We start from the raw sequence: 26036 nt of genomic DNA on the forward strand, positions 1-26036 counted from the left end.
GTGCGGCGATCAGAAGGTGATGCCGGTCTCGATCATGTAGCGTTCCTGCGAGGTCTTCAGGCCGGTGCGGCCGAAGCCGAGGCCGGGCGTGATGTCGTAGAGCTGCACCGTCGAGAACTCGCCGCGCAGGAAGTAGCGGTCGAAGGTGAAGGTCGGGGTCACGGTGAAGGAGAGCGCCGAGCTGCCCGGTCCGTAGAGGACGGAGGTGGTCTGGCCGAGGCCGAAGGGGCTCGCGCTGTTGCCGCTCTGGCTGATATACTCGAAACGGCCGGCGAGGGCGAAGTTGTCGGTGAAGGCGTAGCTGGCGAGGATCGCGCCGCCGATGGTCTCGGCACCGCCGAGGCCGAGGACGGCGTTCCTCTCGACGTTGGTATACTGGACGTACGGCGTCACGATGACGGGGCCGTCGGCGTAGGTGTAGTTGGCGCTGACGATCGAGCTGTTCTGCACCGAGAGCGGCGTGGCGAACTGGAAGCGCGGGTTCTGCAGGGCCGAGTTGAAGTTGTTGAAGTGCGTCCCGCCGTTGATGCCGATCGTGTTGGCGGCGTCGATTTTGTAGACGATGGCGCCCGTGACCCAGTTGATCTCACCCGAATAGAAGCCGTCCGTGGCGGCGAAGGAGGCCGACCACGGGCCGTCGCTGTAGTTCACCTGAACGCCCTGGTTGATCACGTTCTCCTGGTTGAACAGCAGACCACGGGAGATGTTCAGGTTCTGATAGGTGAAGGGCAGCTCCGAGCCGATGAGGGTCGGCATGCGACCGCCCTGGATCGACCAGTTGTCGTTGAAGACGTACTTGCCGAACACGATCGGGATCGGCGAGTAGAGCAGGTTGGTCTGGTCGAAGGCGCTGAGGATCGGCAGGCCGAGGCCCGGGATCGTGTAGGCGCCGAACGCAGCGTAGAACTGGAACGGGCCGTCGGCCTTCTGGATGGTGCCCATCAGGTTCGAGAAATCGACGCGGCCGGCGCGATCGCTGGCGATCTGGGGCACGGCCGAGAAGGCGAACTGGTTGGTCTGGGTGTAGGCGTAGCCCGTCACCGCGCCGCCGAAGTAGATGTCGCCGAGGCCGCCGATGGTGAGGCAGGCCGGGTTGGGGTTCTGCTTGATGATGCCGCCGTAGGACGGGAACGTGATCTCGGCCTTGCACGACGCCGGGACGACGGGCACCGGGGCCTTCACCGACAGATCGGCCGCCTGAAGGTAGGTCGACGACAGGAGGAGGGTCGTCAGTCCGAGGAGCGCGCTGCGGCGGGCCATATCAAGTCTCTTCTTGTTGGGTTGTTCCGTTGATTGGAGGTTCTCAAAGAATGCCGGCCAAGCCAAAGTCATCCTTTATGCAGTTGCACATTTTTTAGACAAAACCCTTGCCCAGGAGGGACTTGCGACGTTCGTGTGGCATTAAGGAAACATCCACAAGGCAGACCCGGATAGACGCTAAGATTTCGTAAACCATATGCCGCGCACGGCACGCACACCTCGTTTCCGGCCCGATCCCTGTCGTCGCCTCGCACCGGAACAGTCTTGCCAGGCACCTTGCCAGGCATTTGATCGCGCCCTGGTTTCCGGAGCACAGACCGGCAGCCGTGTTCCGTCCTGCAAGCGACCGGCCGACGACGGCTTCGACCGGATCCGTGCTTGCCTCCCGCCTCATTTTTACGCCGCATCGACGCCGCGGCTTTACCGAAGGACGAGCAGGGTCCTGGGAAAACGCCCGCGGAGCGTCCCGGCGCCGAAACCGGTCGCCGGGTGGTTGCGCTCAATCGGAACCCGATGCGCCCCGGCGATCCATCCGGGCGACGCCCCGTGTTAAGGATGCGGGGACACCGAAACCGCTCCCGCCCGTCCCGCTCCCGCATGCCCACCGAGCTCTCATGAACGCCGTCAGCATCATCGCCCCGGTCTTCGGGATCATCGTGATCGGCTGGGGCGCGGCACTCGCCGGCCTCCTGTCCGAGCGGGTCAGCGACGGCCTCTCGGAATACGTGTTCGCCATCGCGGTGCCGGCCCTCATCATCGGCACCCTCACCCGGCCGGGGCTCACAGGCGAGGTGACGTGGTCGTACTGGATCGCGTATTTCGGCGGGGCGGCGGTGTCGTGGCTCGCCGGCTCCCTCATCGCCACCCGGCGCAAGGGCATCGGCCGCCAGGGCGCGGTGCTGCACGGGTTCGCCGCGAGCCAGTCGAACACCATCTTCGTCGGCGTGCCGACCATCCTGCAGGCCTATGGCGAGGAAGGCGCGTTCCCGCTGTTCCTGCTGCTGGCCGTGCATCTCCCCCTGATGATGGGCTGCGCCACCTTCCTCATCGAGGCCGAGGGTGACCGCACCCTGGTCCAGCGCCTGCGCGGCCTCGGCTTGGTGCTCGTCAAGAACCCGATCTTCGTGTCCCTCGGCATCGGCATGGCCCTGCGCCTCGGCGGCGTGGTGCCCACCGGCATCGCCCGCTCGCTCATCGACGGGTTCGGCTCCACCGCCTCCACCTGCGCCCTCGTGGCGCTCGGCGCCGGCCTGACCCGCTACAAGGTGCTGTTCGACCTGCCCGGCGCCCTCGTCATCGCGGTCCTCAAGCTCGTGGTGCATCCCCTCGCGGTGTGGCTGCTCGCCACCAAGCTGTTCTCCATGCCGCCGGCCTATGCGGGCGTCGCCACCCTGTTCGCCGCCATGCCGGTGGGCATCAACGCCTACCTGCTCGCCGTGCGCTACAAGGCCGAGACCGGCCTGGTCGCGGCCTCCGTCCTCGTCTCGACCCTGCTCGCCCCCCTCACGACCGTGCTCTGGCTGACGCTCCTCGGGCGGGCCTGACCGGCTGGACGGGACCGACCCTCCGGGTCCATGCTCGTCCCCAAACGACGGCCGGCACGACCGGCCGCAACAGGTTCGAGGAAGCTTCCATGAACGCGCCCATCGCCACTCCCCTGCGCGCCGCCGGATTCGTCTGGGACGATCCCTTCCTCCTCGACGACCAGCTGACCGACGACGAGCGCGCCATCCGCGACACGGCCGAGACCTTCGCGCAGGAGCGTCTGCTGCCCGGCATCGTCGCGGCCTACGCCGAGGAGCGGACCGACCCCGACCTGTTCCGGGCCATGGGCAGCGTCGGCCTCCTCGGCCTGACCCTGCCGGAGGAGTACGGCTGCGCCGCCGCGTCCTACGTCGCCTACGGCCTCGTGGCCCGGGCCGTGGAGCGGGTCGATTCCGGCTACCGCTCGATGATGAGCGTGCAATCCTCCCTGGTGATGTACCCGATCCACGCCTACGGCTCCGAGGCGCAGCGCCAAAAGTACCTGCCGAAGCTCGCGTCCGGCGAATGGATCGGCTGCTTCGGCCTCACCGAGCCCGATGCGGGCTCCGACCCCGCCGGCATGACGACGCGGGCGGAGGCCATCGACGGCGGCTACCGGATCACCGGCGCCAAGATGTGGATCTCCAACGCGCCCTTCGCCGACGTGTTCGTGGTCTGGGCGAAATCCGACCGGCACGACGGCGCCATCCGGGGCTTCGTGCTGGAGCGGGGCATGGCCGGCCTCTCGACCCCGACGCTCCACGGCAAGCTGTCCCTGCGCGCCTCGACCACGGGCGAGATCGTCATGGCGGGCGTCGAAGTGCCCGAGGACGCGCTGCTCCCCGACGTCTCGGGCCTGAAGGGGCCGTTCGGCTGCCTCAACCGGGCGCGCTACGGCATCTCCTGGGGGGTGATGGGCGCGGCCGAAGATTGCTGGCACCGGGCGCGAAGCTATACCCTGGAGCGTAAGCAGTTCGGCCGGCCGCTCGCCCAGACCCAGCTCGTCCAGAAGAAACTCGCCGACATGCAGACGGAGATCGCGCTCGGGCTCCAGGCGTCCTTGCGCGTCGGCCGCCTCATGGACGAGGGTCGGATGGCGCCGGAGATGATCTCCCTGATCAAGCGCAACAATTGCGGCAAGGCCCTCGACATCGCCCGCACCGCCCGGGACATGCACGGCGGCAACGGCATCATGGGCGAATACCACGTCATGCGCCACGCCCAGAACCTCGAGACGGTCAACACCTACGAGGGCACCCACGACGTCCACGCCCTGATCCTCGGCCGGGCGCAGACGGGGCTGCAGGCGTTCTTCTGAGAGGAGGCGTTCTTCTGAGAAGACGCGCCTATCGCTTGGGAGCCGGCTTCGGTGCCCGCCCCCGGCGGACCAGAATGGGGCCATCGGATCGATCGGCCCGCTCCATCATGGCGTCGGTCAGCTCGGGAAGTTCGTCGTATTCCTCCGGTTGGATCACGTGGGCATCGACCCTGGCGAAATCGGTCTCGCCGAACGCGGAGGCGGGGAAGGCGGACGGGACAGCCTCGGCCCGGCGGCGGGCGGCGCGCTCGCCGGCCTCGGCGCTGCATTTGGCGACGTGGACCACGCGGTTCACCACCTGGAGGTTGGGGGCGCCCCAGTAGCCGAGGAGTTCGGGCCAGGGCGCGGTGCGGTGCTCGCGCCAGACCCGGTAGAGCGGCACCCGGTGATCGACCTCGGCGGTCTTGAACAGGCGCTTGCCGGATTCGGTGCAGCGGTGGCGCTGGTGGCGTTTCAGCACCGTCACCTGCTCGGCGGGCGCGCACCACAGCTTCCACGCGGTGACGCAGGCCGAATGCCAGGCCGCGTTCTTGTTCGGCGTGCCGGTTCCCCACAGATCGTTGTGCCAGCCGAAGCGGAACACCGGCTGGCCGCACAGGCAGCAATGGCCGCGGCCCCGCGTGTGGGCGGGCTCACGGTAGGGCGAGGGCGGCAGGCGGAAGCTCGCGGCGAGGCCCGGCTCGGTGCCGAGGCGCCAGGTCCAGCCCTCGGGCGCGCCGGAGCGGGCGGCGAGCGCCCGGGCGAGACGGTCGGCCCGCAGGATGTGGGCGCGCCAGTAGCTCTCGACGGCCAGACGCGGCGTCGGCGGCAGGAGCGGCCGCGACAGGGCGTGCTGCAGCACCGGGACGGGGAAGATCGCTGGTAAAGCCCGGTCGAGGCGTGCCCGGGACCGCGTGTTGCGGGTGTCGCGCCAGATCGAGCCTGAACCTGTCGCGCTGGAACCTGTCGCGCTGGAACCTGCCGACCCGTCGCTCACGGATGGGCGGCCGGCGCCGGAGCCGCGCCCGTCTGAACCACAGGGGCCTGGACCACGGAGGCTTGCGTCGCCGGAGCCTGGGCCCCGGGCGCCACCGCCGGGCGGCCCGCGACGGCGTCGGACAGGAGGTGAAGGCGCCGGGCCAGATCCGTCACCTCGTTGAGGGCGATGGATTTCTCGCCGTTCTTGACCGCCCGGGTGATGTCGCTGAGCTGGAGCTTGGCGATCCGCGTCAGTTCGGCGGCGAGCTGGTCTCTCGTCATCGTCGGGTCTCGGCCTTCAAGGGAGGGGGGTCCGATCGGGGTTAAGCCGGAACGGTTACCGAGACGTTCACCTTCCGTCCACCCGTTGGGCCAGGCGGGACCCGCGATTGCCCCGGACGCGTCGGCGATGCGAGACTGTCGCCGTCCCAACGGCGGCGGCCGGGCGACGGGGCGGAAAGCGCATCATGGAACTGAAGTGGGTCGAGGATTTCCTCAGCCTGTCCGAGACGCGCAGCTTCTCCCGCTCGGCGGAACTGCGCTGCGTCACCCAATCGGCGTTCAGCCGGCGCATCCGCTCCCTGGAGGTCTGGCTCGGCACGGTGCTGCTCGATCGCAGCACCTACCCCATCACCCTGACGGCGGATGGCCGCCAGTTCGTCGAGACCGCCGAGGAGGTGGTGCGCCTGCTCTCGCAGAGCCGCGCCGATTTCCAGGCCCGGGGCGAGCGCTCGCACCTGCCCGTCGTCACCATCGCGGCGCTGCATTCCCTGTGCCTGTCGGTGCTGCCGCGCTGGCTCACGGGCATCCAGGGGGTGCTCGGGCCCATGGCGAGCCGGGTGCTGCCCGACAATTTCAACATCTGCGTCCAGGCCCTGGTGGAGGGCGGCTACGATCTGCTCCTCACCTACCACCACCCGAGCGTGCCGATCCCCGTCGATCCCGAGCGCCATCCCTGCCGGGTCATCGGGCGCGACAGCCTCGTCGCCGTCGCCGCGCCGGGCCTCGAACCCGATGCCGAGGGGCGCCTGCCCCTGCTGCAATACTCGCGCGGCTCGTTCCTCGGGCGCCTCGCCGCCATCGCCCAGGCCAAGGGCGGGGCGCCGGCGACCTACCCGGCCCACACCAACGAGAATTCCATGGCGGAGGCCCTCAAATCCATGGCGCTCGGCCGCCACGGCGTGGCTTGGCTGCCCCGCAGCCTCGTGGCGAGCGAGATCGGCCACGGGGCCCTGGCCGCGATCAGCCCCGAGATGTTGATGGAGATCCGCCTCTATCGCAGTGCCGGGCGGGCGCGGCCGTTCCTCGACCAGGTCTGGGCCGCCGCCGCCCTGGATGAGCCAAACTATGCACTTGCCGAATAGTTCGGCGCGAACTTAGCATTGGCCTGCGCTGGGGGACGGGACTATCCCCATCTCCATCGGCGAACGCCGCCCGCCCCGCCTCCGGGGCGACGGGCGCCCGATCGAACCGGACTTCCACGAAGCCCCCATTCCCACGAAGCCATCGGCGCGCCGCCCCTGCGGCTCCGCCGCCGCGTCCGCATACCCGCCGCGTCCCCACGCGCCGGATCGCGGCCGCACATCCCAGATCCTTGCCAGCCCCTCGCCCGCCCTTTGCCAGGAGAACACCGTGACCAGCCCATCGACCCGCAGCGAGCATGACCTTCTCGGCGACCGCACGGTGCCGGAGGCGGCCTATTACGGCATCCACACCCTGCGGGCCGTCGAGAACTTCCCCATCAGCGGCCAGACCCTGGCGACCTGCCCCGATCTCATCGTGGCTCTGGCCGCCATCAAGCAGGCGGCGGCGCTGGCCAACCGCGAACTCGGCCTCCTGGACGAGGCCCGAATGAACGCCATCGTGGCGGCCTGCGAGGAGATCCGCGCCGGCGCCCTGCACGACCAGTTCGTGGTCGACCTGATCCAGGGCGGGGCCGGCACTTCCACCAACATGAACGCCAACGAGGTCATCGCCAACCGGGCCCTGGAGCTGCTGGGCCACCCTCGCGGCGCCTACGCCCACCTGCACCCCAACGAACACGTCAACATGGGGCAGAGCACCAACGACGTGTACCCCACCGCCCTGAAGATCGCGGCGGCCGGGGGCATCCGCCGCCTCGTCGCCGCCATGGCGGACCTGCGCGGCAGCTTCTCGGCCAAGTCCGCGGAGTTCTCGGATGTCCTCAAGATGGGCCGCACCCAGCTGCAGGACGCGGTGCCGATGACGCTGGGCCAGGAGTTCGGCACCTACGCGCTGATGCTGCGCGAGGACGAGGCGCGGCTGGCCGAGGCCGCCCTCCTCATCCGCGAGATCAACATGGGCGCCACCGCCATCGGCACCGGCATCACCGCCCATCCGCGCTACGCGGCCCTCGTCTGCGCGCGCCTGTCCGAGATCACCGGCATCGCCCTCGTCACGGCGGAGGACCTCGTCGAGGCGACCCAGGATTGCGGCGCCTTCGTGCAGCTCTCCGGCGTGCTGAAGCGGGTCGCCGTGAAGCTCTCCAAGACCTGCAACGACCTGCGCCTGCTCTCCAGCGGCCCGCGCGCGGGCTTCGGCGAGATCAACCTGCCGGCGCGCCAGGCCGGCTCGTCGATCATGCCCGGCAAGGTCAACCCGGTGATCCCCGAAGTGGTCAACCAAGTCGCCTTCGAGGTCATCGGCAACGACGTCACCATCTCGTTCGCGGCCGAGGCCGGACAGCTCCAGCTCAACGCCTTCGAGCCGATCATCGCCTACAGCCTGTTTCGCAGCCTCACCCACCTGGAGGCCGCCTGCCGGACCCTCGACGTGAACTGCATCCGGGGCGTCACCGCCAACCGCGAGCGCCTGCGCGCCTCGGTGGAGCAATCCATCGGCATCGTGACGGCGCTCAACCCCTATATCGGCTACCGCAACGCCACCGCCGTCGCCCTGGAGGCCCACGCCACCGGGCGCGGCGTCTACGAACTCGTGCTCGAGAAGGGGCTGATGGCGCGCGAGCACCTCGACGCCGTGCTCCAGCCCGACCGGCTGACCCGGCCGCAGGACATCACTGCGTTCTGAGGGAGCCGATCCGGCTCGACGCCGGAGAAGGCATCCAGAGATCCGGGTCACGCCATGACCCGCACACCATGACCCGCACACCATGACCCATACGCGCGCCCGGCCGCGAAGGCCGGGCCGCACACGTATCCAAGGGGGAGGACATCATGAAGAAGAGCAGCACAGCCAGCGGCGACACGGCGGCCCGATCGGGCCGGCTCACCCTCTACACCGGCATCGGGCTCGCGCTCGGCATCCTCGTCGGCGCGGTGCTGCACGGGCAGGCGGCGAGCCCGGAGGCGGCGAAAGAGATCGCCGGCTCCTTCACCCTGGTGACGGACATCTTCCTGCGCCTCATCAAGATGATCATCGCGCCGCTCGTCTTCGCCACCATCGTGTCGGGCATCGCGAGCTTCGGCGACACCCGGACCGTGGGCCGGGTCGCGGCGCTCGCGATGGCCTGGTTCCTCACGGCCTCCGTGGTGTCCCTGTCCCTCGGCTTCCTCGTCGCCAACCTGTTCCAGCCGGGGGCGGGCCTGAACCTGCCCCTGCCGGACGCTGCGGCCCAGACCGGCCTCAAGGCCGCCTCCCTCAACGTCCGCGACTTCCTCACCCACGTGTTCCCGACGAGCATCGTCTCGGCCATGGCCACCAACGAGGTGCTGCAGATCCTCGTGTTCTCGATCTTCTTCGGCTCGGGTCTCAGCGTCATCGACCGGCGCTATGCCGAGCCGATGATCCACCTCATCGACGGGCTCGCCCGGGTGATGTTCGCCGTCACCGACACGGTGATGAAGCTGGCACCCCTCGCGGTCTTCGCCGCCATCGCCGCCGTGGTCACGGTGCAGGGCCTCGGCGTGCTCGTCGATTACGGCAAGTTCATCGGCAGCTTCTATCTCGGCCTCGCCGTGCTGTGGGCGGTGCTGATCGGCGCCGGCTGGCTGGCGCTCGGCGGCGGCGTGGTGCGCCTCCTCGACCTCCTGCGCTCGCCGATGATCGTCGCCTTCTCCACGGCCAGCAGCGAGGCTGCCTTCCCCCGCACCATCGAGGTGCTGGAGAAGTTCGGCGTGAAGAGCCGCGTCACCGGGTTCGTGCTGCCGCTCGGCTACTCCTTCAACCTCGACGGCTCGATGATGTACCAGGCCATGGCGGCGCTGTTCATCGCCCAGGCCTACGGCATCGAGCTCAGCGTCGCCGAGCAGTTCACCATGCTGCTGGTGATGATGGTCACGAGCAAGGGCATCGCCGGGGTGCCGCGCGCCTCCCTGGTGGTGGTGGCCGCCACCGTGCCGATGTTCGGCCTGCCGGCGGCCGGCATCCTGCTCATCATGGGCGTCGACCAGATCCTCGACATGGGCCGCACGGTCACCAACGTCCTGGGCAACGGTCTCGCCACCGCGGCGGTGGCGCAGTGGCAGGGCGAGATGGAACCGGACGGCGTGCCCGCGGACGCGCCCGCCGGCCCCGGCATCGCCCCCACCGCGACGGCCGCCTGAGCCCGCGGCCCGTGACGCCCGCCTCCGGGCGTCACGGGCTCGTCACGGCGGGATCCTCGCGCAAGGCCCTCATGGCAAGGCGCCGTCCCCCGCGCCCGGCCGGCCCGCCCGGTGGTGGAGCAGGTTGAGGATGAGCGCCGTCCAGCCGGTCTGGTGGGAGGCGCCGAGGCCCCGGCCGGTGTCGCCGTCGAAGAACTCGTGGAACAGGAGCGCGTCGTCCTCGCCCGGCGCCGTCGGGATCGGTTCGCGGTTCCCGAAGATCGGCCGGCGCCCGTCGGAATCCTTGGCGAACAGGGCGATGAGCCGGTCTTCCAGGGCGTCGGCGATGGCCGCCAAGGTCAGCGAGGTGCCCGACCCGGTGGGGTACTCGACCAGAAAATCGTCGCCGTAATAGGCGTGGAAGCGGCGCAGGGCCTCGATGATGAGGTAGTTCATCGGCATCCACACGGGCCCGCGCCAGTTGGAATTGCCGCCGAACATGTTCGAGGTCGAATCGGCCGGGTCGTAGCGGACCGTGAACGAGGCGCCGAACTCGTTGAGCGCGTAGGGCCGGTCGCGGTGGGCCTTCGACAGGGAGCGGATGCCGTGGTCCGAGAGGAACTCGGCCTCGTCGAGCATGCGCCGCAGGAGCGCCTTCATCCGGTGGCCGCGCAGGAGCGACAGGAGCTTGCGGTCGCCGACCCCGCCCTCGGTCCAGCGCGAGACGAGGCAGGCGAGGTGCGGACGGTTCTCCAGCACCCAGTTCATCCGCCGGGCGAAATCCGGCAGGCGCTGGAGCATCGCCGGCTCGATGACCTCGACGGCGAAGAGCGGCACGAGGCCGACGACGGAGCGCACCCGCAGGGGGAGCATGCCCCCGCCCGGGATGTCGACCTCGTCGTAGTAGAACTCGTCTTCCTCGTCCCACAGGCCGAAGCCCTCGCCGCCCATGTCGGTCATGGCCTCGGCGATGAGGAGGAAGTGCTCGAAGAACTTCGACGCGGTGCTTTCGTACACGTCGTTGTGGAGCGCGAGTTCGAGGGCGATGCGCATCATGTTGAGGGCGTACATCGCCATCCAGGCGGTGCCGTCGGCCTGGTGGATGCGGCCGAAGCCGGGCGGCGGGCGCGAGCGGTCGAACACCCCGACATTGTCGAGGCCGAGGAACCCGCCCTGGAACACGTTGCGGCCGTCGGCGTCCTTGCGGTTGACCCACCAGGTGAAGTTGATGAGCAGCTTGTGGAAGACGCCCTCGAGGAAGGCGATGTCGCCGCGCCCGCCGCGCCGGGCGCGGTCGATCTCGAACACCCGGAAGCTCGCCCAGGCATGGACCGGCGGGTTGGCGTCGCCGAATTCCCACTCGTAGGCCGGCAGCTGGCCGTTGGGGTGCATGTACCATTCGCGGGTGAGCAGCAGGAGTTGCTTCTTGGCGAAATCCGGGTCGAGCAGCGCCAGGGGCAGGCAGTGGAAGGCGAGATCCCAGGCGGCGAACCACGGGTATTCCCAGGTGTCGGGCATGGAGAGCACGTCGGCCCCGGCGAAGTGGCGCCAGTTGGTGTTGCGGCCGCCCTCGCCCTTGCGCTCGCGCGGCGGCGTCGGCTGGAGCGGGTCGCCCTGGAGCCACAGGCGGACATCGTACGAATAGAGCTGCTTCGACCAGATCAGGCCAGCGGCGGCCTGCCGGAAGATCGTGCGGGAATCCGCGTCCGCGATGCCGTCCTGCAGGCCGTCGTAGAACGCGTTGGCTTCCGCCATCCGGCGGTGGAGAATGGCGCCCTCGTGGTCGACGGGGCGCTGGCGCCGGCCGGCCGAGAGCCGGAGGGTGACGCGCTTCGCCTCGCCGGGCTCCAGCCGCAGGGCGTAGTGCAGGCCGAGCTTGGTCCCGCCGTCACGGCGGATCGCCGATTCGTCGCCGTCGACGATCGCCGCGTGCAAGCCGTCCTTGAACGGGCCGGTGGCGTCGGGCTTCCAGCCGTGCAGGCGCAGATTGGTGTCGTTCTCGCAGAACAGCACCTCCGGTTCGCCGTCGAAGGCGAGGCGGTAGGCCCCGAGGCGCGGATGGGTGGCGAGGATCCCGCCATCGGCCGCCCTCGCGAGGCGCGGACGCGCATCCTCGCCCCGCGATCCTTCGCGCCATGACCAGGTGTTGCGGAACCACGCCTGCGGGACGAGGTGGAGGTCTGCGGCCTCGGGCCCGCGATTGACCGCCGTGATCACCGCGTGGATGTCGTCGAAATCCTCCTTGGCGTACTCGACCGTGACGTCGAAGAACCGCATCCCGTCGAAGATGCCCGTGTCCTCGATCTCGTATTCGGGCTCGTCGCGGCCGCGCCGCCGGCCCTCCGCCACGAGGTGGTCGTACGGGTAGGGCCCTTGCGGGTAGCGGTAGAGCACCTTGAGGTAGGCGTGGCTCGGGACCGCGTCGAGGTAGTGGTACACCTCCTTCACGTCCTCGCCGTGGTTGCCCTCCTCGTTGGTGAGGCCGAACAGGCGCTCCTTCAGGATGTGGTCGCGCCCGTTCCACAGGGCGAGGGACAGGCAGAGCTGCCCGCGCTCGTCGCAGATCCCGGCCAGGCCGTCCTCGCCCCAGCGGTAGGCGCGGGAGCGCGCCTCGTCGTGCGGCAGGGAGCGCCAGGCGTTGCCGTCGCGGCTGTAATCCTCGCGCACGGTGCCCCATTGGCGCTCGGCGAGGTAGGGGCCCCACAGGGACCAGGCCCGCTCGCCGCGCCCCTGCTCGGCCAGCCGCCGGCGCTCGGCCCAATCGTCGAGCTCGCTCAACGCCGCGCCCCGGGAACGGGGACGGCCGAGAGGGGGAGCGCGGGCAGGCGGGACGGGTGAGGGTCGGTCATGGGTCCCGGCGGGGTGTGGTTCGGTGGCCGACGGGATGCACTATCGGCGCCAAGCCAGGCAGCCCCCCGGAACGCATGCCTCGTGGACCCGCGCGCCGCCCTCAGGCCTGCGGCTCGCCCGCGAAGGCCGCGAGCGGTGCGACGAGGATGCAGGCCACGCCCTCGGGCCGGTACTCCAGGGACAGGGTGCCGCCGACCTGCGAGACGAGGCCGCGTTCGATGAAGCGCGAGCCGAAGCCCTTGCGGGTGGGCGGCACTACGGGGGGCCCGCCGGACTCGATCCAGGCGAGGCGCAGCTCCGGCTCGGTCGTGTCCCCCGGGGTCTCCTCCGGGGTCTTCTCCAGGATGTCCCAGGTCACCGCCACGTGCCCGGAATCCGTCGAGAGGGCGCCGTACTTCGCCGCGTTGGTGGCGAGTTCGTGCAGCATCAGCGCGAGGGAGACGGCCCGGTCCGCCCCGATCTCGAGGCTGGGGCCGGAGACCTGGAACCGCGCCAGCCCGTCCTGATGGACCTGCAGGGCGCCCTGGACCACGGGCTCGATGCGGGTGCTGGTGAGTGCCGCCCCCATGAGGAGGTCGTGGGCGCGGCCGAGGGCGATGAGGCGCCCGGCGAGCACGTCCTTGGCCTCGTCCACGTGGGTGGCGTTGCGCAGGGTCTGCGTGGCGATGGACTGCACCATCGCCAGGAGGTTCTTCATGCGGTGCGAGAGTTCGTGGTTGACGAGGTCCTGCTGTTCCTCGGCCTTGAGGCGGGCCAGCGCCGCGTAGGTCCGGTCGGCGACGCCGCGGGTGAACGCCACCTCCTCGATGCTCCACACCCGGGGGGCGGCCTCGTGCACGAGAATGAGGCCGACGAGGGCCCCGGCCTTGAGGAGCGGGACCATGATCTGCCCGCGCACGCCGAGGGCGCGGTAGGCCGCGGCATCGTCGGCGAGGCGGACCTCCGCCAGGACATCGGCGCAGACGACGGCCCGCCCGGTGCGCAGCCGCTCGACGGTGCGCGGTAGGTCCGCCAGCGGGTAGGTGCCCCGGAGGCTGGAGAGACCGGGCGCGGCCCAGTCCCCCGTCACCGTGAAGGTTTCCCGCCCGGCATCGAGGGTGCCGTAGGCGGCGCGGCCGGCGCCCAGGGTCCGCCCCAGAACATCGGCCGCGATGGTGACGGCCACGGCGGCGCTCGTCGCCTCGCCCAGGCGGTCGCCGAGGTCGAGGAGCGCCTCGATGCGGTCGCGGGCCGCGCGCTGGTCGGTGACGTCCGAGACGGTGCCGAACAGGCTCGAGACCCGGCCGGCGGCGTCGCGGGCGAATTCGGCCCGCCGGGCGATCCAGCGGATCGCGCCGTCGTCGGCGCGGCGGATGCGATACTCGATCTCGGGCAGGGCGGTACCGGTGGCGCGGCGGGCGGCCTCCGCGCGCAAGTGGGAATCCTCCGGCAGGATCAGCCCCTCGATGACCGCGACCGGACAGGTCCGCGCGTCGGCCAGGCCGAACAGCCGGCAGAACTCGGCCGAGACCACGATGGATTCGGCGCCAACATCCGCCTCGAACGTGCCGATGCCGCCGGCCTGCTGGGCGCGCCGCGAGCGCGCATCGCTCTCGCGCAGGGCCGCCTCGTCGTCGAGGCGCTCGCGGGCGACGGAGAGGAAGCGCGCGAGGGTGGCGAAGAATTGCAGCGCCTCGCGGTCGAAGTCGGGCGCGTCGCGGCGCGCGAACGAGATCACGCCGGCGAGGCCCCCGCGCCCGGTGATGGGAAAGCTCGCATAGGCGTCGATGCCGGCCTCGCGCGCGCTGCGGTAGCGCGCCGTGCCGTCCGCCTGCAGGCCGGACAGGATCAGCGGCCGGCCGGTCCCGGCCACGATTCCGCAGAGCGGTTCGTCGAAGGGGGCGCGGTTCAGGGCGGCCCGCGCCTCGGGCGCGACGCCCAGCGCCTGGGCGAGGTGCAGTTCGGCGCGGTTCGGCACCAGGGTCCAGGTGTAGCTCTGGTCGAACCCGAGGGTTTCGGCCCCTTCCTCCAGGATTGGCAGGAGCTCGGCGGTCGGGTCCGCGGCGGCCAGCAGCGCGGCGGAGGCCCGGCTCAGGAGGTCGAGGCGCTGCTCGCGTCGCCGCTCCGTGGTGCGGTCCTGCAGGATCTTGAGGAAGCCCCGGACGCTGTCGTCCTCGTGGCGCAGGGTCATCATGCGGCCCACCGCCCAGAACCGCCCGCCGTCGCGGCGCTGGTGCCAGCGCACGTCAGACGACGAGCCGGCGGCGAGGGCGATGCGCGCCTCGCGCTCGGGCACGCCGTCGCGTTGGTCCTCGGGGGTGAAGAAGGTGTCGAGGAGCCGGCCCTTCACCTCGTCGGCCGACCAGCCGATGATCTGCTCGGCGCCGGTGTTCCAGTCGGTGATCCGCCCGTCGGAATCGGCGGCCACGATGGCGAAGTCGATGGCGCTGTCGAAGATCGCCTTGTAGCGGTTCTCGGCCTCGCGGAGCGCCTGCCGGGTCTCGGCCTCGGCGACGTCGCCGAAGGCCGACCCGGCGAGCCCCGCCAGCATCTGGGCCATGAGGATGTCGCGCGGGCCGAAGGGACCGTCCGCTTCCGAGCGGATCTCTAGGATGCCCACGGCGAGGCCGTGGCGCTGCACCGGGACCGCGACGACGGCCGGGGGCGGGCGGTCAGGGTCGGTCCCCGGCGCGCCGGTGGTGCCGACGAACAGCCTCTCGTCCGTGAAGGCCCGGCCCGACGGCGTGTCCGCCATGGGCATGCGCCGGCCGATCCATCCGCCCGCCCGCCCGGCGCCGGCGCGGCAGACGAGGTCGTCGCCGTCGCGCAGGGTGACGACCGCGCTGTCGGCGCGGTCGATGATCGACAGGGCGGCATCGACCACGGCCCGGAACACCGTGTCGAGGTCGGAGGTCGCGGAGGCCACGACCTGCTGGGTGGCGATCATTGCCTCGAGGCGCGCGGCGTCGGCCACCGCCTGAGCCTGTCCGCGCCGCTCGCCCGTCAGGGCCGCGTCGCGCTCCATCACGGCCCGGCGCAGGTCGAGCTGGCTCATCACCTGCTCGGCCAGGGCCGTGAGGGCTTCGGCCTGCTCGGCCGTGAGTCCCTCCGGGCGCGCGACCTCGTCGATCACGCACAGGGACCCGAGGGTGTGGCCGTCGGGCGTGGTCAGGGGCGCGCCGGCATAGAACCGGATCGCCGGCGCGCCGGTGACGAGGGGGTTGTCGCGGGTGCGGGGGTCGAGGGTCAGGTCGGGGATGACGAGAAGGTCGCCGCGCCCGAGGACATGGGCGCAGACGGACGCGTTCAAGTCGGTCTCGCAGGGGGCGAAGCCGGAGCGGGCCTTGAACCATTGCCGGTCGGCGGTCACCAGACTGACGAGGGCCACGGGCGCGGCGCACAGGGTGCGGGCCAGGAGCACGATGCCGTCGAAGCCCCGCTCGGGCGGCGTATCCAGGATGCCGTGGGCCTCCAGGGCCGCGAGGCGGTCCGGATCGGCAGCGAGCGGGGGGAGATCCGTCACGGGCTCGCCAGGGGCTGAAGTCTCGCCGGGCACGCGGTCCCGGCCCGTCCGGCCATACCTGTCCGTACCACGCCGGGGACCGGCGCAGGGAAGGCGCCTGCGTTCGTCGCGATGCGCGCGAGGGGGTATTTCGGACCGGCCATCCCGGGCCTCATAGCACAGGGATGGCCGGCTGGGATGCCTTCACGGGTCCACGAGGCCACGATCGTTCGCCGGGGGCGGCCAAGCCCCGTCCCGGTTCCTCCACAGGCCGAAAATATCGCCGGGAGCCGACGTGGGAGGGACGCGTTGCCTGCCCACGAACCGCCGAACACCGTGTCCAGCGCACGCTCGGCGCCCCCCGTACAGGCAAGGAATCGATCCATGGCGACCAAGGTGAAGACCCTGAACGATGCCTTCTACGAGACCCTGAAGGACGTCTATTACGCCGAGAAGCAGTCCGTGAAGGCGCTCAAGAAGGCGGCCAAGGCGGCCGAGCACGACGAGCTGCGCCAGGCGTTCGAGACCCATGCGGAGGAGAGCGCCGGCCAGGTGGAGCGCCTGCAACAGGTGTTCGAGATCATCGGCAAGCCGGCCCGCGCCAAGACCTGTGAGGCGATGCAGGGCATCACCTCCGAGATGGAGGAGGACATGGACGATTTCGGCGACAGCCCGGCCGCCGACGCGGTGCTGGCGGCCTGCGCCCAGGCGGTGGAGCATTACGAGATCGCCCGCTACGGCACCCTGAAGACCTGGGCGGCCCAGCTCGGCCACGCGGACGCCGCCGCCCTCCTCGACGAGACCCTGCAGGAGGAGAAGAAGGCCGACGCCCTCCTGTCGAAGATCGCCGAGATCCTCAACTCCGAAGCCGACACCGGCGAGGGAGAGGACGGCGAGGACGCGGATGCCGCCCCGAAGGCGACCAAGGGCAAGACCGGCCGCAAGGCCGCGTAGGCTCGGAGAGGTTGGGCTCGGCGAGGTTGGGCTCGGCGAGCCCGCGACCCATGGTAAAGGCGGCCGGATCGGCCGCCTTTTCAACGTTCGGGGTCGGGTTACGGTGCGGGCCGCCGGACGGGTTCAGGCCGCCTTCACGCCCGCGAGGAAACGCGTCACCTCCCCGCTGAGGCTCTCGGAGTAGCGCGACAGTTCCCGGGCCGCGCCGAGCACCTGGGTGGCGGCCGCACTCGTGGTTCCGGCGCCCATGCGGACATGCTCGATGTTGTTCGTCACGTTGCGGGTGCCCTGGGCGGCCTCCTGCACGTTGCGGGCGATCTCCTGGGTGGCGGCGCCCTGTTCCTCCATCGCCGCGGCGATGCCGGAGGAGAAGCTGGACATGTCGGCGATGGTCTTGCCGATGCGCCCGATGTCGCTGACGACCTCGCCCGTCGCACCCTGGATCTCGCCGATCTTCAGGCGGATGTCCTCGGTGGCCCGCGCCGTCTGACCGGCGAGTTCCTTCACTTCGGTGGCGACCACGGCAAAGCCCCGTCCGGCCTCGCCGGCCCGCGCCGCCTCGATGGTGGCGTTGAGCGCCAGGAGGTTGGTCTGGCCCGCGATGGTCTGGATCATGGCGACCACGTCGGTGATGCTGTCGGCGACGACGGCGAGCCGCTGCACGGTGGCCTCGGTCCGGCGGGTATCCGCCACGGCCTGGTCGGCGTAGGTCGAGGACTGGCTCACCTGGCCGACGATCTCCTGGATCGAGGCCGACATCTCCTCGCTGGCCGCTGCCACGGTCTGGACGTTGGCGGAGGTCTGCTCGGCCGCGCCCGCCACGGACACCGCCTGCTGGATCGCCTGCTCGGCGGTGGCGGACATGGACTGAGCCGTGGCCTCCATCTCGGTGGCCGCACCCGCCAGGCCCTGGGTCAGGACCGAGACGTCGGATTCGAAGCGCTTGGTCAGGCCGTCGAGGATCTCGGCGCGGCGCATCTTCGCGGCGTTCTCGACCTCCTGCTCGGCCGCGAGGCGCCGGGCCGTCACGGCGTTGACCTTGAACACTTCGAGGGAGCGCGCCAGCAGGCCGATCTCGTCCTTGCGCTCCACACCCTCGACCGCGATGGCGAGATCGCCCCGGGCGAGCCGGTCCATGGCGGCGGTCATGCGGCCGATCGGACGCGACACCCCCATCACGACGATGGCGGCGGCGAGACCCATGGCGGCCAGCAGGCCGAAGGCGGCCGACACGATCAGCAGGGTGGTCGACGTGGCCGCGAGGCGCTCCGCCTCACCGGAGGCCACCGCGAGCTGCTGCTCGATGACGCCACTCCGGGACTGAGCCTCCTCGCGAAGTTTGGTGCGGCGCGGCGCGGCCTCCTCCTGGGAGATCTTCATCCCCTGGGCCGACTCGCCCTTCACGCCGTGGTTGGTGGACCGTTCGAGGACAGCATAGTAGGCGTCCAGGCCAGCGCGCAGGCTCTTGTTCGCCGCCGTCCGCTCCGCCGAATCCTCGAGGGCCACCAGGCGGTCCAGGGCCGCGTGGCTCGCCTTGATGGCCGCGGCCTGCTTGGCCTGATAGCCGCTCATCTTGGCGAGATCGGTCTCGACCAGCGTGTTGCGGTTCTGCACCGCGGCCTCGGTCATGGCGACCTGCATGGTCAGGATGTGGGCCTGCCGTGCGGCCTGGACCTGCGCGATCTGGTGGGTCTGCCCGGCGAGGGAGATCAGGGCCGAGCGGGCATAGGCGACGAGCCCGGCCGCGACCACGGCCATGATCGCCAAGGGAAGAGCGATCTTCGTCAGCAGGCTGAGATTGCTGAAGGTTCTCATGAGCAAGGACTTTCCGGCTGACCTGTCGAAGCGGTCATACGGAAACGTTACCGCAAGCAGTTAAATCGTTCCTTAATAAAAGCAAATATCCAATCGAGGGGATTCTGAAAAAGCCTGCAAGACAAACAGGATTTAGATGGCCATATGTCCGTCAAAGGGTCGTATTTCGACGCCATGGTTCGGCTAAACTGCATCTATCGGTTCGGTATCGGATGCAACAAGCAAGCGCTTCTCGCATGCGAAGTCTCGGTCCGGTCATGATATTGGTCGGGCGGAGGCCCGTATCGCCCTCCGAAAGAGAGCGCTGCGGCATCGGACACGCTGGCGGCTGCCCTGAATACGATATCCGCATGCCAACGACAGGAGCGGGGGCGGTCCCTAGAGCCGTGCCCGAGGGTATTACGGGTGATGCGTTGACGGGCGGAGGCATGCTCGATGCCGTCATGAGACCTTCTTGGCCAGATCCAGGCCGATGGTGCCGACCCCTGGCACGGACGCCGCCCTCGGGTGGTTCACATCACCACCACCTCGGCCCATCGACGCCGTCGGGGCGACCATCCCATCACGACAAGACCATCACCGTCACCGCCGCTTTGCGCAGCAGCGGCCCTACCGCCATCGCCCTGTTCGACGGGTCCACGAATGGCGCGCGCTTCCGCGCTCAACGACCGACACGCTGGTTCCGGTGCTGAAGCCGGGCGATACCGTCATCCTCGACAACCTGAACGTCCACGAGGTGGTCGGCGTGCGTGAGGCCAGCGAGGCGGCCGGCGCACGGATCCGCGCCCTTCCCGCCTGCAACCCGGACCTCGATCCGATCGAGCCGACGTTCGCCGAGCTCAAAGCCCTGCGGCGCAGCGCGGCGGCCCGCACCGTCCCCGACCGCCACGCAGACATCGGCAAGGCGTTCGGCCGCTTCACGCCCCAAGAGTATCGAAACTCCATCGCCGCCGCCTGGCACGAATGCGACTTGGCCGTCGCTGCATGGGCGGGAACGGCTCTCGCAGCTGGGCGCGGCGATTTCGAACCGACGGATCGGGGCCGACCGGTCCACGGCGCGAGGCCAGGCACCCACGTCGCGCGACCGGCCCGGAGTCTCCGCTCCCGCTTCCGTCTCCGATGGGCTCGGTTCGCATCGGGCTCGGTTCGCATGGGCTTGGATGTTCCGAGAGCTCACCCGCACGCCCGCAAAAATTTCTCTAGGGTTGTTTTAAACGAGAATATTTCACCTCTGAGCCTGTTTGAGGTCTTATTGTCAGGCTGGATTGTTGAGGGCGTTGGCGGCCATGAGGCTGGCGGCGCAGGCAAGACGCCCTGTTGCGACATCGAGCCGACCGGCGCGCTCGCGGTGCAAGCCGCCCCGATGGCTCATCCAGCCGAAGCTGCGCTCGACCACCCAGCGGCGCTCCCGCACGACGAAGCCCTTCTGGTCCGGCTGCTTCTTGACGACGCGATGGCGCATGGCGTGCCGGTGGCCCCACTCTTGGCCCCCCACTCTTGGCCCCCCCACTCTTGGCACCGCTCTTGGCCCCATCGTAGCCGCGCCGCCCGCGCACACCGAGGCACTTGACGCTTTGGGTGTCGACGATCGCCGGCCGCGGCTCCGGGCGGCTCCGGGCGGCTCCGGGCGGCGTCCGCAGCGCCGTCGCTGGCGGCGGGCGAGAGCCCGCATCAGCGCCTCGAACAGGCCTTTGTCGGTCCAGCGCCGGAACCAGCCATAGACCGTGCGCCAGGGTGGAAAGCCAGCCGGCAACCCTCGCCGGGCGCCACCCGTCCGCAGATGCCGGGCGATATGTCCTTCAGGCACGTCTCGTGACGCGTCCGATGTGGGTCCACCCACATCTGCTCTCCACGCCACCCCGCCAGGCGGACGTCGTGTTTGCACACGAGACAGATGGGGACGACCGGCGGAGGACCTCAAACAGGCTCCTGATAAGATGTGCGGCGCCTGAACACCGCCCGGATCCCGGCAACGGTCATCTGCGAGTGAAGGTGTCCGATCCCGCGTTGATCGATGCCCATTCCTCGCAGGAGTCGACCTGCTTGGTCATCTGCCAAAGCGTCTTGATTGTCTCCCTTGACGCGTTCGGAAGAAGCTGCCCCACCCAGGAAGTGATCGCCTGAAAGGCCTCCCAGTGCACGGTGAAGGCGATCAAGTCTCCATCGACATAGCCGACGAGGGTACCGGCGGTCTTTATACCTCCGCTGCTGACGGCGCTCTCATATGTGCCGGAAAGCGCATCGTTCGTCTGAACAAGGACGACTTCCGAACCCACTTCGTTCACCCACGTCCCCGCGAAATCGACCGAGGTTCCCGTCCTTGCCGTCGCTCGTGCCAAAGCCTTTTCTTATGGCATCTCGCTCCCCTTTCTCCGTCGACCAGCATGATCGACCACAAGCCAAGATAGCAAAGTCGCGCAGGCTTTGCGTTGGAAACCAGGAGACGCCGATACCATGCCGAACCGGGGGAGCGCTCATCGACCGCTGCGCGCCTCGGTAGCCAGCCGAGGAAGCGAGCAAAGTCGAGACCATTATCGAACGCTGTAGTCTCACTCCGGTTCGCCGGTCCCCGCGATCCGTGCCAGGCTGGTGTCGTGGGCAAGCGCTGTGTCGCTCACGATCAACAAGTCCAATCCTTCATCTCGGTCTGGTCCAGGCCGTGTCAAAACTCGGGGATTGGGGCTTTTGCGATCGGGAGACGTCCCGGTCTCGCGAGAACGGGCTGTTCATCGCGTCGAACAGGTTCTTACGGTCGGGAGACGGCCAGTTCTTGGTGGAAAAGGTTTCCTGGGCGGTCTCTCGGCCTCTTCGGCGAGCGATCCAAGCCCCCGCTCAGGTGGGGATCGCCGCCAGGAGCTTCCGGCTTCCCATGATGTTGAGAACCCGCGTCAGATTGTAGGCCAGGACCTGGAGCGCCATCTCGGTCGAGACGCGCGGCAGCGTCTTGGTCAGGAAGTGCGTGGCCCCCATCCGCGCTTTGAGCGTGCCGAAGGGATGCTCGACCGTCTCGCGCCGGACCCGCATGGCCAGCGGGTCGCCGTCCAAGCGGCGCGGCACCGTCTCCAGCACGTCCTCGTGCTCCCAGCGCGTCACCCGGCGCTCCTTGCCCGTCGTACAGTCCGTCTTCATCGGGCAGGCCGAGCAAGCATTCGTCCAGTGACGATGCAGCGTCAGACCCTTCTCCACCGTGGTGCAACGGTGGGGCAGCGCCTCGCCCGCCGAAGACCGGTAGACGTCCTCCTGTGGGCGATAGAGAAAATTCTCCTTGCCGAAACGGCCGGCGGCCCTGGCGCCCGAGGTCATCGGCCGGGGCAGCGTGACGGAGATGCCGGCGCGTTCGCAGGCCAGAATCTGTTCACCGGAATAATAGCCCCGGTCGGCCACCGCATCGAGCGTATCCGTCTCTGAAGCCTGCTTGGGCCGTACTGCCATGCCACTGAGTTGCGCTCGGTCCGAGCCGGCATTGGTCACCCCGTGCGCCACGATCAGATGATGCTCGGTCTCGACCACCACGTGGACGTTGTAGCCCACCATGCCCGACCCGCGCCCGCTGGTTGCCATCGATCGCGCGTCGGGATCGGTCAGCGAGATCTGCCGGTCGGGCGCCGCCTTCACCTGCTCCTCCAGGCCGGCCAACCGCTTCATCTCCTGCCCGAGGCGGGCGATCTTCTCCTTCAGCCGCACCACCTTGGCGGCCAGTTCAGGTGTGGGATCCTGACGATCGGCCGTGTCGAGCTGCGAGAGGTAGCGCGACACGCTCTCCTCGATCTGCTGCGACGCCGGTAGAGCTTGCCTTGTGTGAAATTGCGGTCGCGGTTGTTGACCGCCTTGAACCTCGAGCCGTCGATCGCGACGCGCGTCCCCGTCAGAAGGCCCATCTCGCGGCACAAGGCGACGAAACGGGCACAGGCACGCCCGATGGCCGGTCCGTTCTGACGGCGGCACTCGGCAATGGTCTTGTGATTGGGCGACAGCTGACCCGTCAGCCACATGACCTCGACGTTGCGGCCCGCTTCGCGCTCCGGACGCCGGCTCGACGGGACCCGGTTGAGATAGCCGTAGACATAGAGCTTCAGGAGGGCTGCGGGATGGTAGCCCGGTCGTCCCGTCCGTGCCGCATCGACGCCCGCGAAGCCGAGCGCACCAAGACCCAGCGCATCCACGAAGGCATCGACCACGCGGACCGGGTTGTTCTCGGCGATCCAGTCTTCAAGACACGGCGGAAACAGCGTCGTCTGATCGCGCTCGGCACCGACAACAAACCGTCCCATGCCAGCCTCCGGTCGACCAGGAGAAAGCTACCATCATCGGCGTTTTGACACAGCCAGGGGCGAGAACCGACGGTTCGGTCCACGAGCGGATGGACCAACGCTGCCGGTGCGCGAGGTCGGACATACGGTCATCGTCCGGACGCGCGTGGACCAGCCTCCGTGCGCGCTCCTCTCGGCCGGGAGCCGCTCCGATCCCCGAGGGGCATCCCGATCCCAAAAAAGCCTGCCGATCCCGAAAAAGCCTGCCGATCTCGGAGGGACTCGACGGTGGGAGCGGATCCATCCGACCGCCGTCGTTCCATCGAATCGATCTCGTAGCTCAACAAGGCCGTCGCAGTCGGCGCACGAGCATCGACCGACCCGCGTTTTCCCGGCGCGGGACACGGGATAGTCTTGGATCGGAAAACGGCTGTGGAGCCCGGGCATGAAGCTCTTGGTCACGACGAAGAACGTCCCGCTCCATCGGAAATTCGACCTCTGGCGCGACGTTTCCTACGAGCGCCTGATCCCGAGCGAGGCCCGGAAGAGTGGGGACGGTCCGTTCGAGGGCACGCTCGAAGCGGCGGACATGGGGGGTGTCCTCATCACCCGATCGACGTTCGGAGCCCTGACGACGGACGTGACGCCGACGAACATCAGGCGGCACGGCAAGCAGCATACCCTCTCGGCGACGATACGCTTGTCCGGGACAGCGGCGAGCGCGCAGAACGACCGGTCCCTGATCCACAACCCGGGCGACATCGTCATCGTCGACCGATCGCAGCCGGTTCGCCTGGATTTCAAAGCGCCGACCCAGTCGCTCGTGGTCGAGATCAATCGCGATCGCATCGAGAACCTGCTCGGACCCGCGATCCTCTACAGCGCCCTCAGGATCGATGCCGGCTTGGCCAGCACGACCCTCGCGGTCAGCTTCTTCAAGCAATTGATCACCCTGCAACACACGCTCACGCCCGATACGGCGGCGCGGATGTCCTCCATCGGTGTCGATCTCCTGGTGGCCAGCATCGCCGAACGCATGGCCCTCGAAACGCCGAAGCCCCTCTACGGAACGGTCCTGGTTCAACGCGCGAAGGCGTATGTCGAGGCGCATCTCGGAGAGCAGACCTTGACGCCGGCGGAGTTGGCGCTGGCCATGGGCGTATCCCTCCGGCGACTCCAGGAGTTGTTTCACGAGCGCGGCCGCAACATCTCCGACTGGATCTGGCAACGCCGCCTGGAGGTGGCCGCGGCCCGCTTGAGCGATCCGGGCGGCCTTCCCGTGTCGATCGGGGCCATCGCCTACGGTTGCGGTTTTGCGGACCAGGCCCATTTCTCGCGTCGCTTCAAAGAGCGCTACGACCTGTCCCCGAGCGCGTACAGGCGCGCGGCGGCGCGACGGCAGCCCCCGTCCTAGTACGCGACGGGCCTTGCGGGCCGCGCCGGGGCCTCACGGGGTCGGGACCCCCAGGGCGGCGGAGCGATACTCGCGCGGCGTCAGGCCGAAGCGGTCCTTGAAGCGACGGCTGAAATGGGCGGAATTGGAGAAACCGCAGCCATACGCGATCACCGCGATGGCGAGGTGGCCGCAGGCGGAATCGCTCAGGCGCTGTCCGGCGGCCCTGAGCCGGCGCTCCCAGATCCAGTCCGAGATGTGCTGCCCCTGCTTGTGGAACAGCTCCTGCAGCCGGCGCAGGGAGAGGCCCATCGCGGCGGCGAGCTGGCGGGGGTCGAGGGTCGGATCCGCGAGATTCTCCTCCACGTAGGCCTTGGCGCGCTGGATGATGACGGTGCCGTAGAGATCCTGAGGCAATTCCTGTGCGAGACGTTCGGCCAGGCTCGCCACGATGAGATCGACGCCGATCTTGGAGAGGCGACCGGCCGTCTCGGGGGCGAGATCGTCGGTCATCTCCGACAGGCCTTGGAAGAAATTCGCGGCCAGCAGGGCGCCCGGCGATGTCGGCCCGACCGGAAAAGCCGTGTAGACCTTCGTCGGGCCGAGAAAGTCTTCGAGGCGCTCCCGCGGCAACTCCAGGACGAGCGACCGATCCGTGTGGCTCGACAGGTGGACGTTGGGTCGCCCGCCGAGCACCATGATGTCGCCGGGCCCCTGCACCGCGTCGCGGCCATCCTGCGAACTCTTCGACCGGCCCGCGAGCTGGATCAGGACGAACACCGTCCCGGCGTCGTCCCGCCGTCGCAGCGTCGCCGGCGTCACCTCGGTCCGCAGCCCGCTCTCGGCGACCCGGGTGATCCGAATGTCCCCGACATCGGCGGTCTCGATCCGTCCCTGGAACGGCCGATCGTCGATCTGTTTCTGCTCGACCGGACCGATGCGGTCGAGGAGCATCTCCTGCCACAGCCGAAACCTCAGATGCGGCGCGATGGTTTCCGTCGTGAGCACCGTCCGCATCAACACGTCATTCCGGAAAATTCCCGCACACGGTGCTGAGAATCCTTCGCCGCGCGGATGAGATCCAATCGAGCGGCCAGCCGGCGATAGCACCGACCGCCCCCAAACCACTGGCGGACGCCCGGCCGATGATTGCGGCACGGACAAGACGTTCCTCCGGCCCACGACCGAAGGACACACGGATCGCTCGCCGCTATTGGACCGGATCTCGTTAAATCATCATCGCGGCGAAAGTTGCGCGTCATCGAACTTATGTATCAGAAATTGAGTCCAGATTCATGCGGAAGCTGATCACTAGGGGATCGTGATCTTCCCCGCATCATAAAAATCGATCCGCACCTGCACAGGGGCGATCCTTCCCGGGCCGGAGACCGGAGAAGCAGCCCGCGAACCCGCCGGGAGGACCGGCCCCGGGCCGGCCCGAAGCCACGCACGCCCGCGCCGGGACAGCCGCGCGGCAGGTCTCCGATCGATCCGAGGCCGGTGGAGCCGAGGCCAGGCGACCCCGTACGCGACACCACCCCACAAGCACAGCCACACTGCGTCGAGGCTACAATAGTTCACGTCTCACGCATCGAATTAATCCCGCACGACAGAAGCGCGATCATAAGAAATATTCTTCCCCATTAAGCCGATTCTTTGCAAATCGATAGGGCATCGATCGGATTGATTTAGCCTCGCAACGCATCTAACTCCTTTGCCGTCGCATGGCCAG

General features: G+C 69.0%; 15 protein-coding genes and 3 pseudogenes. 8 read left to right on the forward strand and 10 right to left on the reverse strand.

The window, feature by feature from the left end:
* Positions 1-9 precede the first annotated feature (9 nt).
* Positions 10-1260 carry an outer membrane beta-barrel protein gene (locus ASG60_RS03550; protein ID WP_056384238.1) on the reverse strand — a complete coding sequence of 417 codons (1251 nt, stop codon included), beginning with the start codon at positions 1258-1260 and terminating at the stop codon, positions 10-12.
* A gap of 614 nt (positions 1261-1874) precedes the next feature.
* Between ASG60_RS03550 and ASG60_RS03555 the strand changes: the two genes are divergently transcribed.
* Together ASG60_RS03555 and ASG60_RS03560 are read left to right on the forward strand one after the other, a co-directional pair.
* Positions 1875-2804 (forward strand): AEC family transporter, encoded by a 930-nt coding sequence (locus tag ASG60_RS03555; RefSeq protein WP_056306486.1) that lies wholly within the window; start codon positions 1875-1877, stop codon positions 2802-2804.
* 89 nt (positions 2805-2893) lie between these two features.
* A complete protein-coding gene (locus tag ASG60_RS03560; RefSeq protein WP_056384239.1) occupies positions 2894-4102 on the forward strand; it encodes an acyl-CoA dehydrogenase in 1209 nt (402 codons plus the stop codon).
* 229 nt (positions 4103-4331) lie between these two features.
* Here the strand turns inward: ASG60_RS03560 and ASG60_RS03565 are convergent.
* Both ASG60_RS03565 and ASG60_RS03570 read right to left on the reverse strand, forming a co-directional pair.
* Positions 4332-5018 (reverse strand): annotated as a pseudogene (locus ASG60_RS03565) (hypothetical protein); the annotation flags it as partial.
* A 56-nt stretch (positions 5019-5074) separates the two neighbouring features.
* Positions 5075-5341: a hypothetical protein gene (locus tag ASG60_RS03570; RefSeq protein WP_056357763.1), complete on the reverse strand. Its 267-nt coding sequence runs from the start codon at positions 5339-5341 to the stop codon at positions 5075-5077.
* 185 nt (positions 5342-5526) lie between these two features.
* Between ASG60_RS03570 and ASG60_RS03575 the strand changes: the two genes are divergently transcribed.
* From ASG60_RS03575 to ASG60_RS03585, 3 genes are all read left to right on the forward strand, one after another.
* Positions 5527-6423 carry a LysR family transcriptional regulator gene (locus ASG60_RS03575; protein ID WP_056265206.1) on the forward strand — a complete coding sequence of 299 codons (897 nt, stop codon included), beginning with the start codon at positions 5527-5529 and terminating at the stop codon, positions 6421-6423.
* Between the two features lie 268 nt (positions 6424-6691).
* Complete coding sequence (aspA, locus tag ASG60_RS03580; protein ID WP_056306488.1) at positions 6692-8107, forward strand: aspartate ammonia-lyase; 1416 nt, start codon at positions 6692-6694, stop codon at positions 8105-8107.
* A gap of 146 nt (positions 8108-8253) precedes the next feature.
* Positions 8254-9582 (forward strand): dicarboxylate/amino acid:cation symporter, encoded by a 1329-nt coding sequence (locus ASG60_RS03585; RefSeq protein WP_056384240.1) that lies wholly within the window; start codon positions 8254-8256, stop codon positions 9580-9582.
* 69 nt (positions 9583-9651) lie between these two features.
* Here the strand turns inward: ASG60_RS03585 and ASG60_RS03590 are convergent, their stop codons facing one another.
* A complete protein-coding gene (locus ASG60_RS03590) occupies positions 9652-12339 on the reverse strand; it encodes a glucosidase (RefSeq protein WP_056384241.1) in 2688 nt (895 codons plus the stop codon).
* 172 nt (positions 12340-12511) lie between these two features.
* On the reverse strand, positions 12512-15913 hold the full coding sequence (locus ASG60_RS03595; protein WP_056384242.1) for a GAF domain-containing protein: 3402 nt from the start codon (positions 15911-15913) through the stop codon (positions 12512-12514).
* 363 nt (positions 15914-16276) lie between these two features.
* Between ASG60_RS03595 and ASG60_RS03600 the strand changes: the two genes are divergently transcribed.
* The gene (locus ASG60_RS03600; RefSeq protein ID WP_056384243.1) at positions 16277-16846 is read left to right on the forward strand and encodes a ferritin-like domain-containing protein; all 570 of its coding nucleotides are present in this window, start codon (positions 16277-16279) and stop codon (positions 16844-16846) included.
* A 123-nt stretch (positions 16847-16969) separates the two neighbouring features.
* Here ASG60_RS03600 and ASG60_RS03605 read toward each other — a convergent pair whose 3' ends face one another.
* Positions 16970-18661 (reverse strand): HAMP domain-containing methyl-accepting chemotaxis protein, encoded by a 1692-nt coding sequence (locus tag ASG60_RS03605; protein WP_056384244.1) that lies wholly within the window; start codon positions 18659-18661, stop codon positions 16970-16972.
* Between the two features lie 563 nt (positions 18662-19224).
* Between ASG60_RS03605 and ASG60_RS23320 the strand changes: the two are divergent.
* A pseudogene (locus tag ASG60_RS23320) lies at positions 19225-19643 on the forward strand (transposase); the annotation flags it as partial.
* A 273-nt stretch (positions 19644-19916) separates the two neighbouring features.
* Here the strand turns inward: ASG60_RS23320 and ASG60_RS23325 are convergent.
* The 3 genes and pseudogenes from ASG60_RS23325 to ASG60_RS03625 form a co-directional block, all read right to left on the reverse strand.
* Positions 19917-20123, reverse strand: a complete 207-nt coding sequence (locus tag ASG60_RS23325) for a transposase (protein ID WP_056384246.1) — start codon at positions 20121-20123, stop codon at positions 19917-19919.
* A gap of 514 nt (positions 20124-20637) precedes the next feature.
* A complete protein-coding gene (locus tag ASG60_RS03620; protein WP_056384247.1) occupies positions 20638-21000 on the reverse strand; it encodes an avidin/streptavidin family protein in 363 nt (120 codons plus the stop codon).
* Between the two features lie 493 nt (positions 21001-21493).
* Positions 21494-22932 (reverse strand): annotated as a pseudogene (locus ASG60_RS03625) (IS1182 family transposase).
* 424 nt (positions 22933-23356) lie between these two features.
* Here ASG60_RS03625 and ASG60_RS03630 point away from each other — a divergent pair.
* Positions 23357-24325: a helix-turn-helix domain-containing protein gene (locus ASG60_RS03630; RefSeq protein ID WP_056359835.1), complete on the forward strand. Its 969-nt coding sequence runs from the start codon at positions 23357-23359 to the stop codon at positions 24323-24325.
* A gap of 33 nt (positions 24326-24358) precedes the next feature.
* On the opposite strand, the gene ASG60_RS03635 is transcribed toward ASG60_RS03630, so the two are convergent.
* Positions 24359-25321, reverse strand: a complete 963-nt coding sequence (locus tag ASG60_RS03635) for a helix-turn-helix domain-containing protein (protein WP_056264801.1) — start codon at positions 25319-25321, stop codon at positions 24359-24361.
* Positions 25322-26036 lie beyond the last annotated feature (715 nt).

Source organism: Methylobacterium sp. Leaf469 (assembly GCF_001424745.1).
Lineage (GTDB): Bacteria > Pseudomonadota > Alphaproteobacteria > Rhizobiales > Beijerinckiaceae > Methylobacterium.

What these genes read in the sequence shown, in the direction of transcription:
- ASG60_RS03570 (WP_056357763.1), bottom strand. Translation starts at nt 5,341, where the DNA reads ATGACGAGAGACCAGCTCGCCGCCGAACTGACGCGGATCGCCAAGCTC.
- ASG60_RS03600 (WP_056384243.1), top strand. Translation starts at nt 16,277, where the DNA reads ATGGCGACCAAGGTGAAGACCCTGAACGATGCCTTCTACGAGACCCTG.
- ASG60_RS03555 (WP_056306486.1), top strand. Translation starts at nt 1,875, where the DNA reads ATGAACGCCGTCAGCATCATCGCCCCGGTCTTCGGGATCATCGTGATC.
- ASG60_RS03585 (WP_056384240.1), top strand. Translation starts at nt 8,254, where the DNA reads ATGAAGAAGAGCAGCACAGCCAGCGGCGACACGGCGGCCCGATCGGGC.
- ASG60_RS23325 (WP_056384246.1), bottom strand. Translation starts at nt 20,123, where the DNA reads ATGCGCCATCGCGTCGTCAAGAAGCAGCCGGACCAGAAGGGCTTCGTC.
- ASG60_RS03560 (WP_056384239.1), top strand. Translation starts at nt 2,894, where the DNA reads ATGAACGCGCCCATCGCCACTCCCCTGCGCGCCGCCGGATTCGTCTGG.
- ASG60_RS03575 (WP_056265206.1), top strand. Translation starts at nt 5,527, where the DNA reads ATGGAACTGAAGTGGGTCGAGGATTTCCTCAGCCTGTCCGAGACGCGC.
- ASG60_RS03635 (WP_056264801.1), bottom strand. Translation starts at nt 25,321, where the DNA reads ATGCGGACGGTGCTCACGACGGAAACCATCGCGCCGCATCTGAGGTTT.
- ASG60_RS03630 (WP_056359835.1), top strand. Translation starts at nt 23,357, where the DNA reads ATGAAGCTCTTGGTCACGACGAAGAACGTCCCGCTCCATCGGAAATTC.
- ASG60_RS03550 (WP_056384238.1), bottom strand. Translation starts at nt 1,260, where the DNA reads ATGGCCCGCCGCAGCGCGCTCCTCGGACTGACGACCCTCCTCCTGTCG.
- ASG60_RS03605 (WP_056384244.1), bottom strand. Translation starts at nt 18,661, where the DNA reads ATGAGAACCTTCAGCAATCTCAGCCTGCTGACGAAGATCGCTCTTCCC.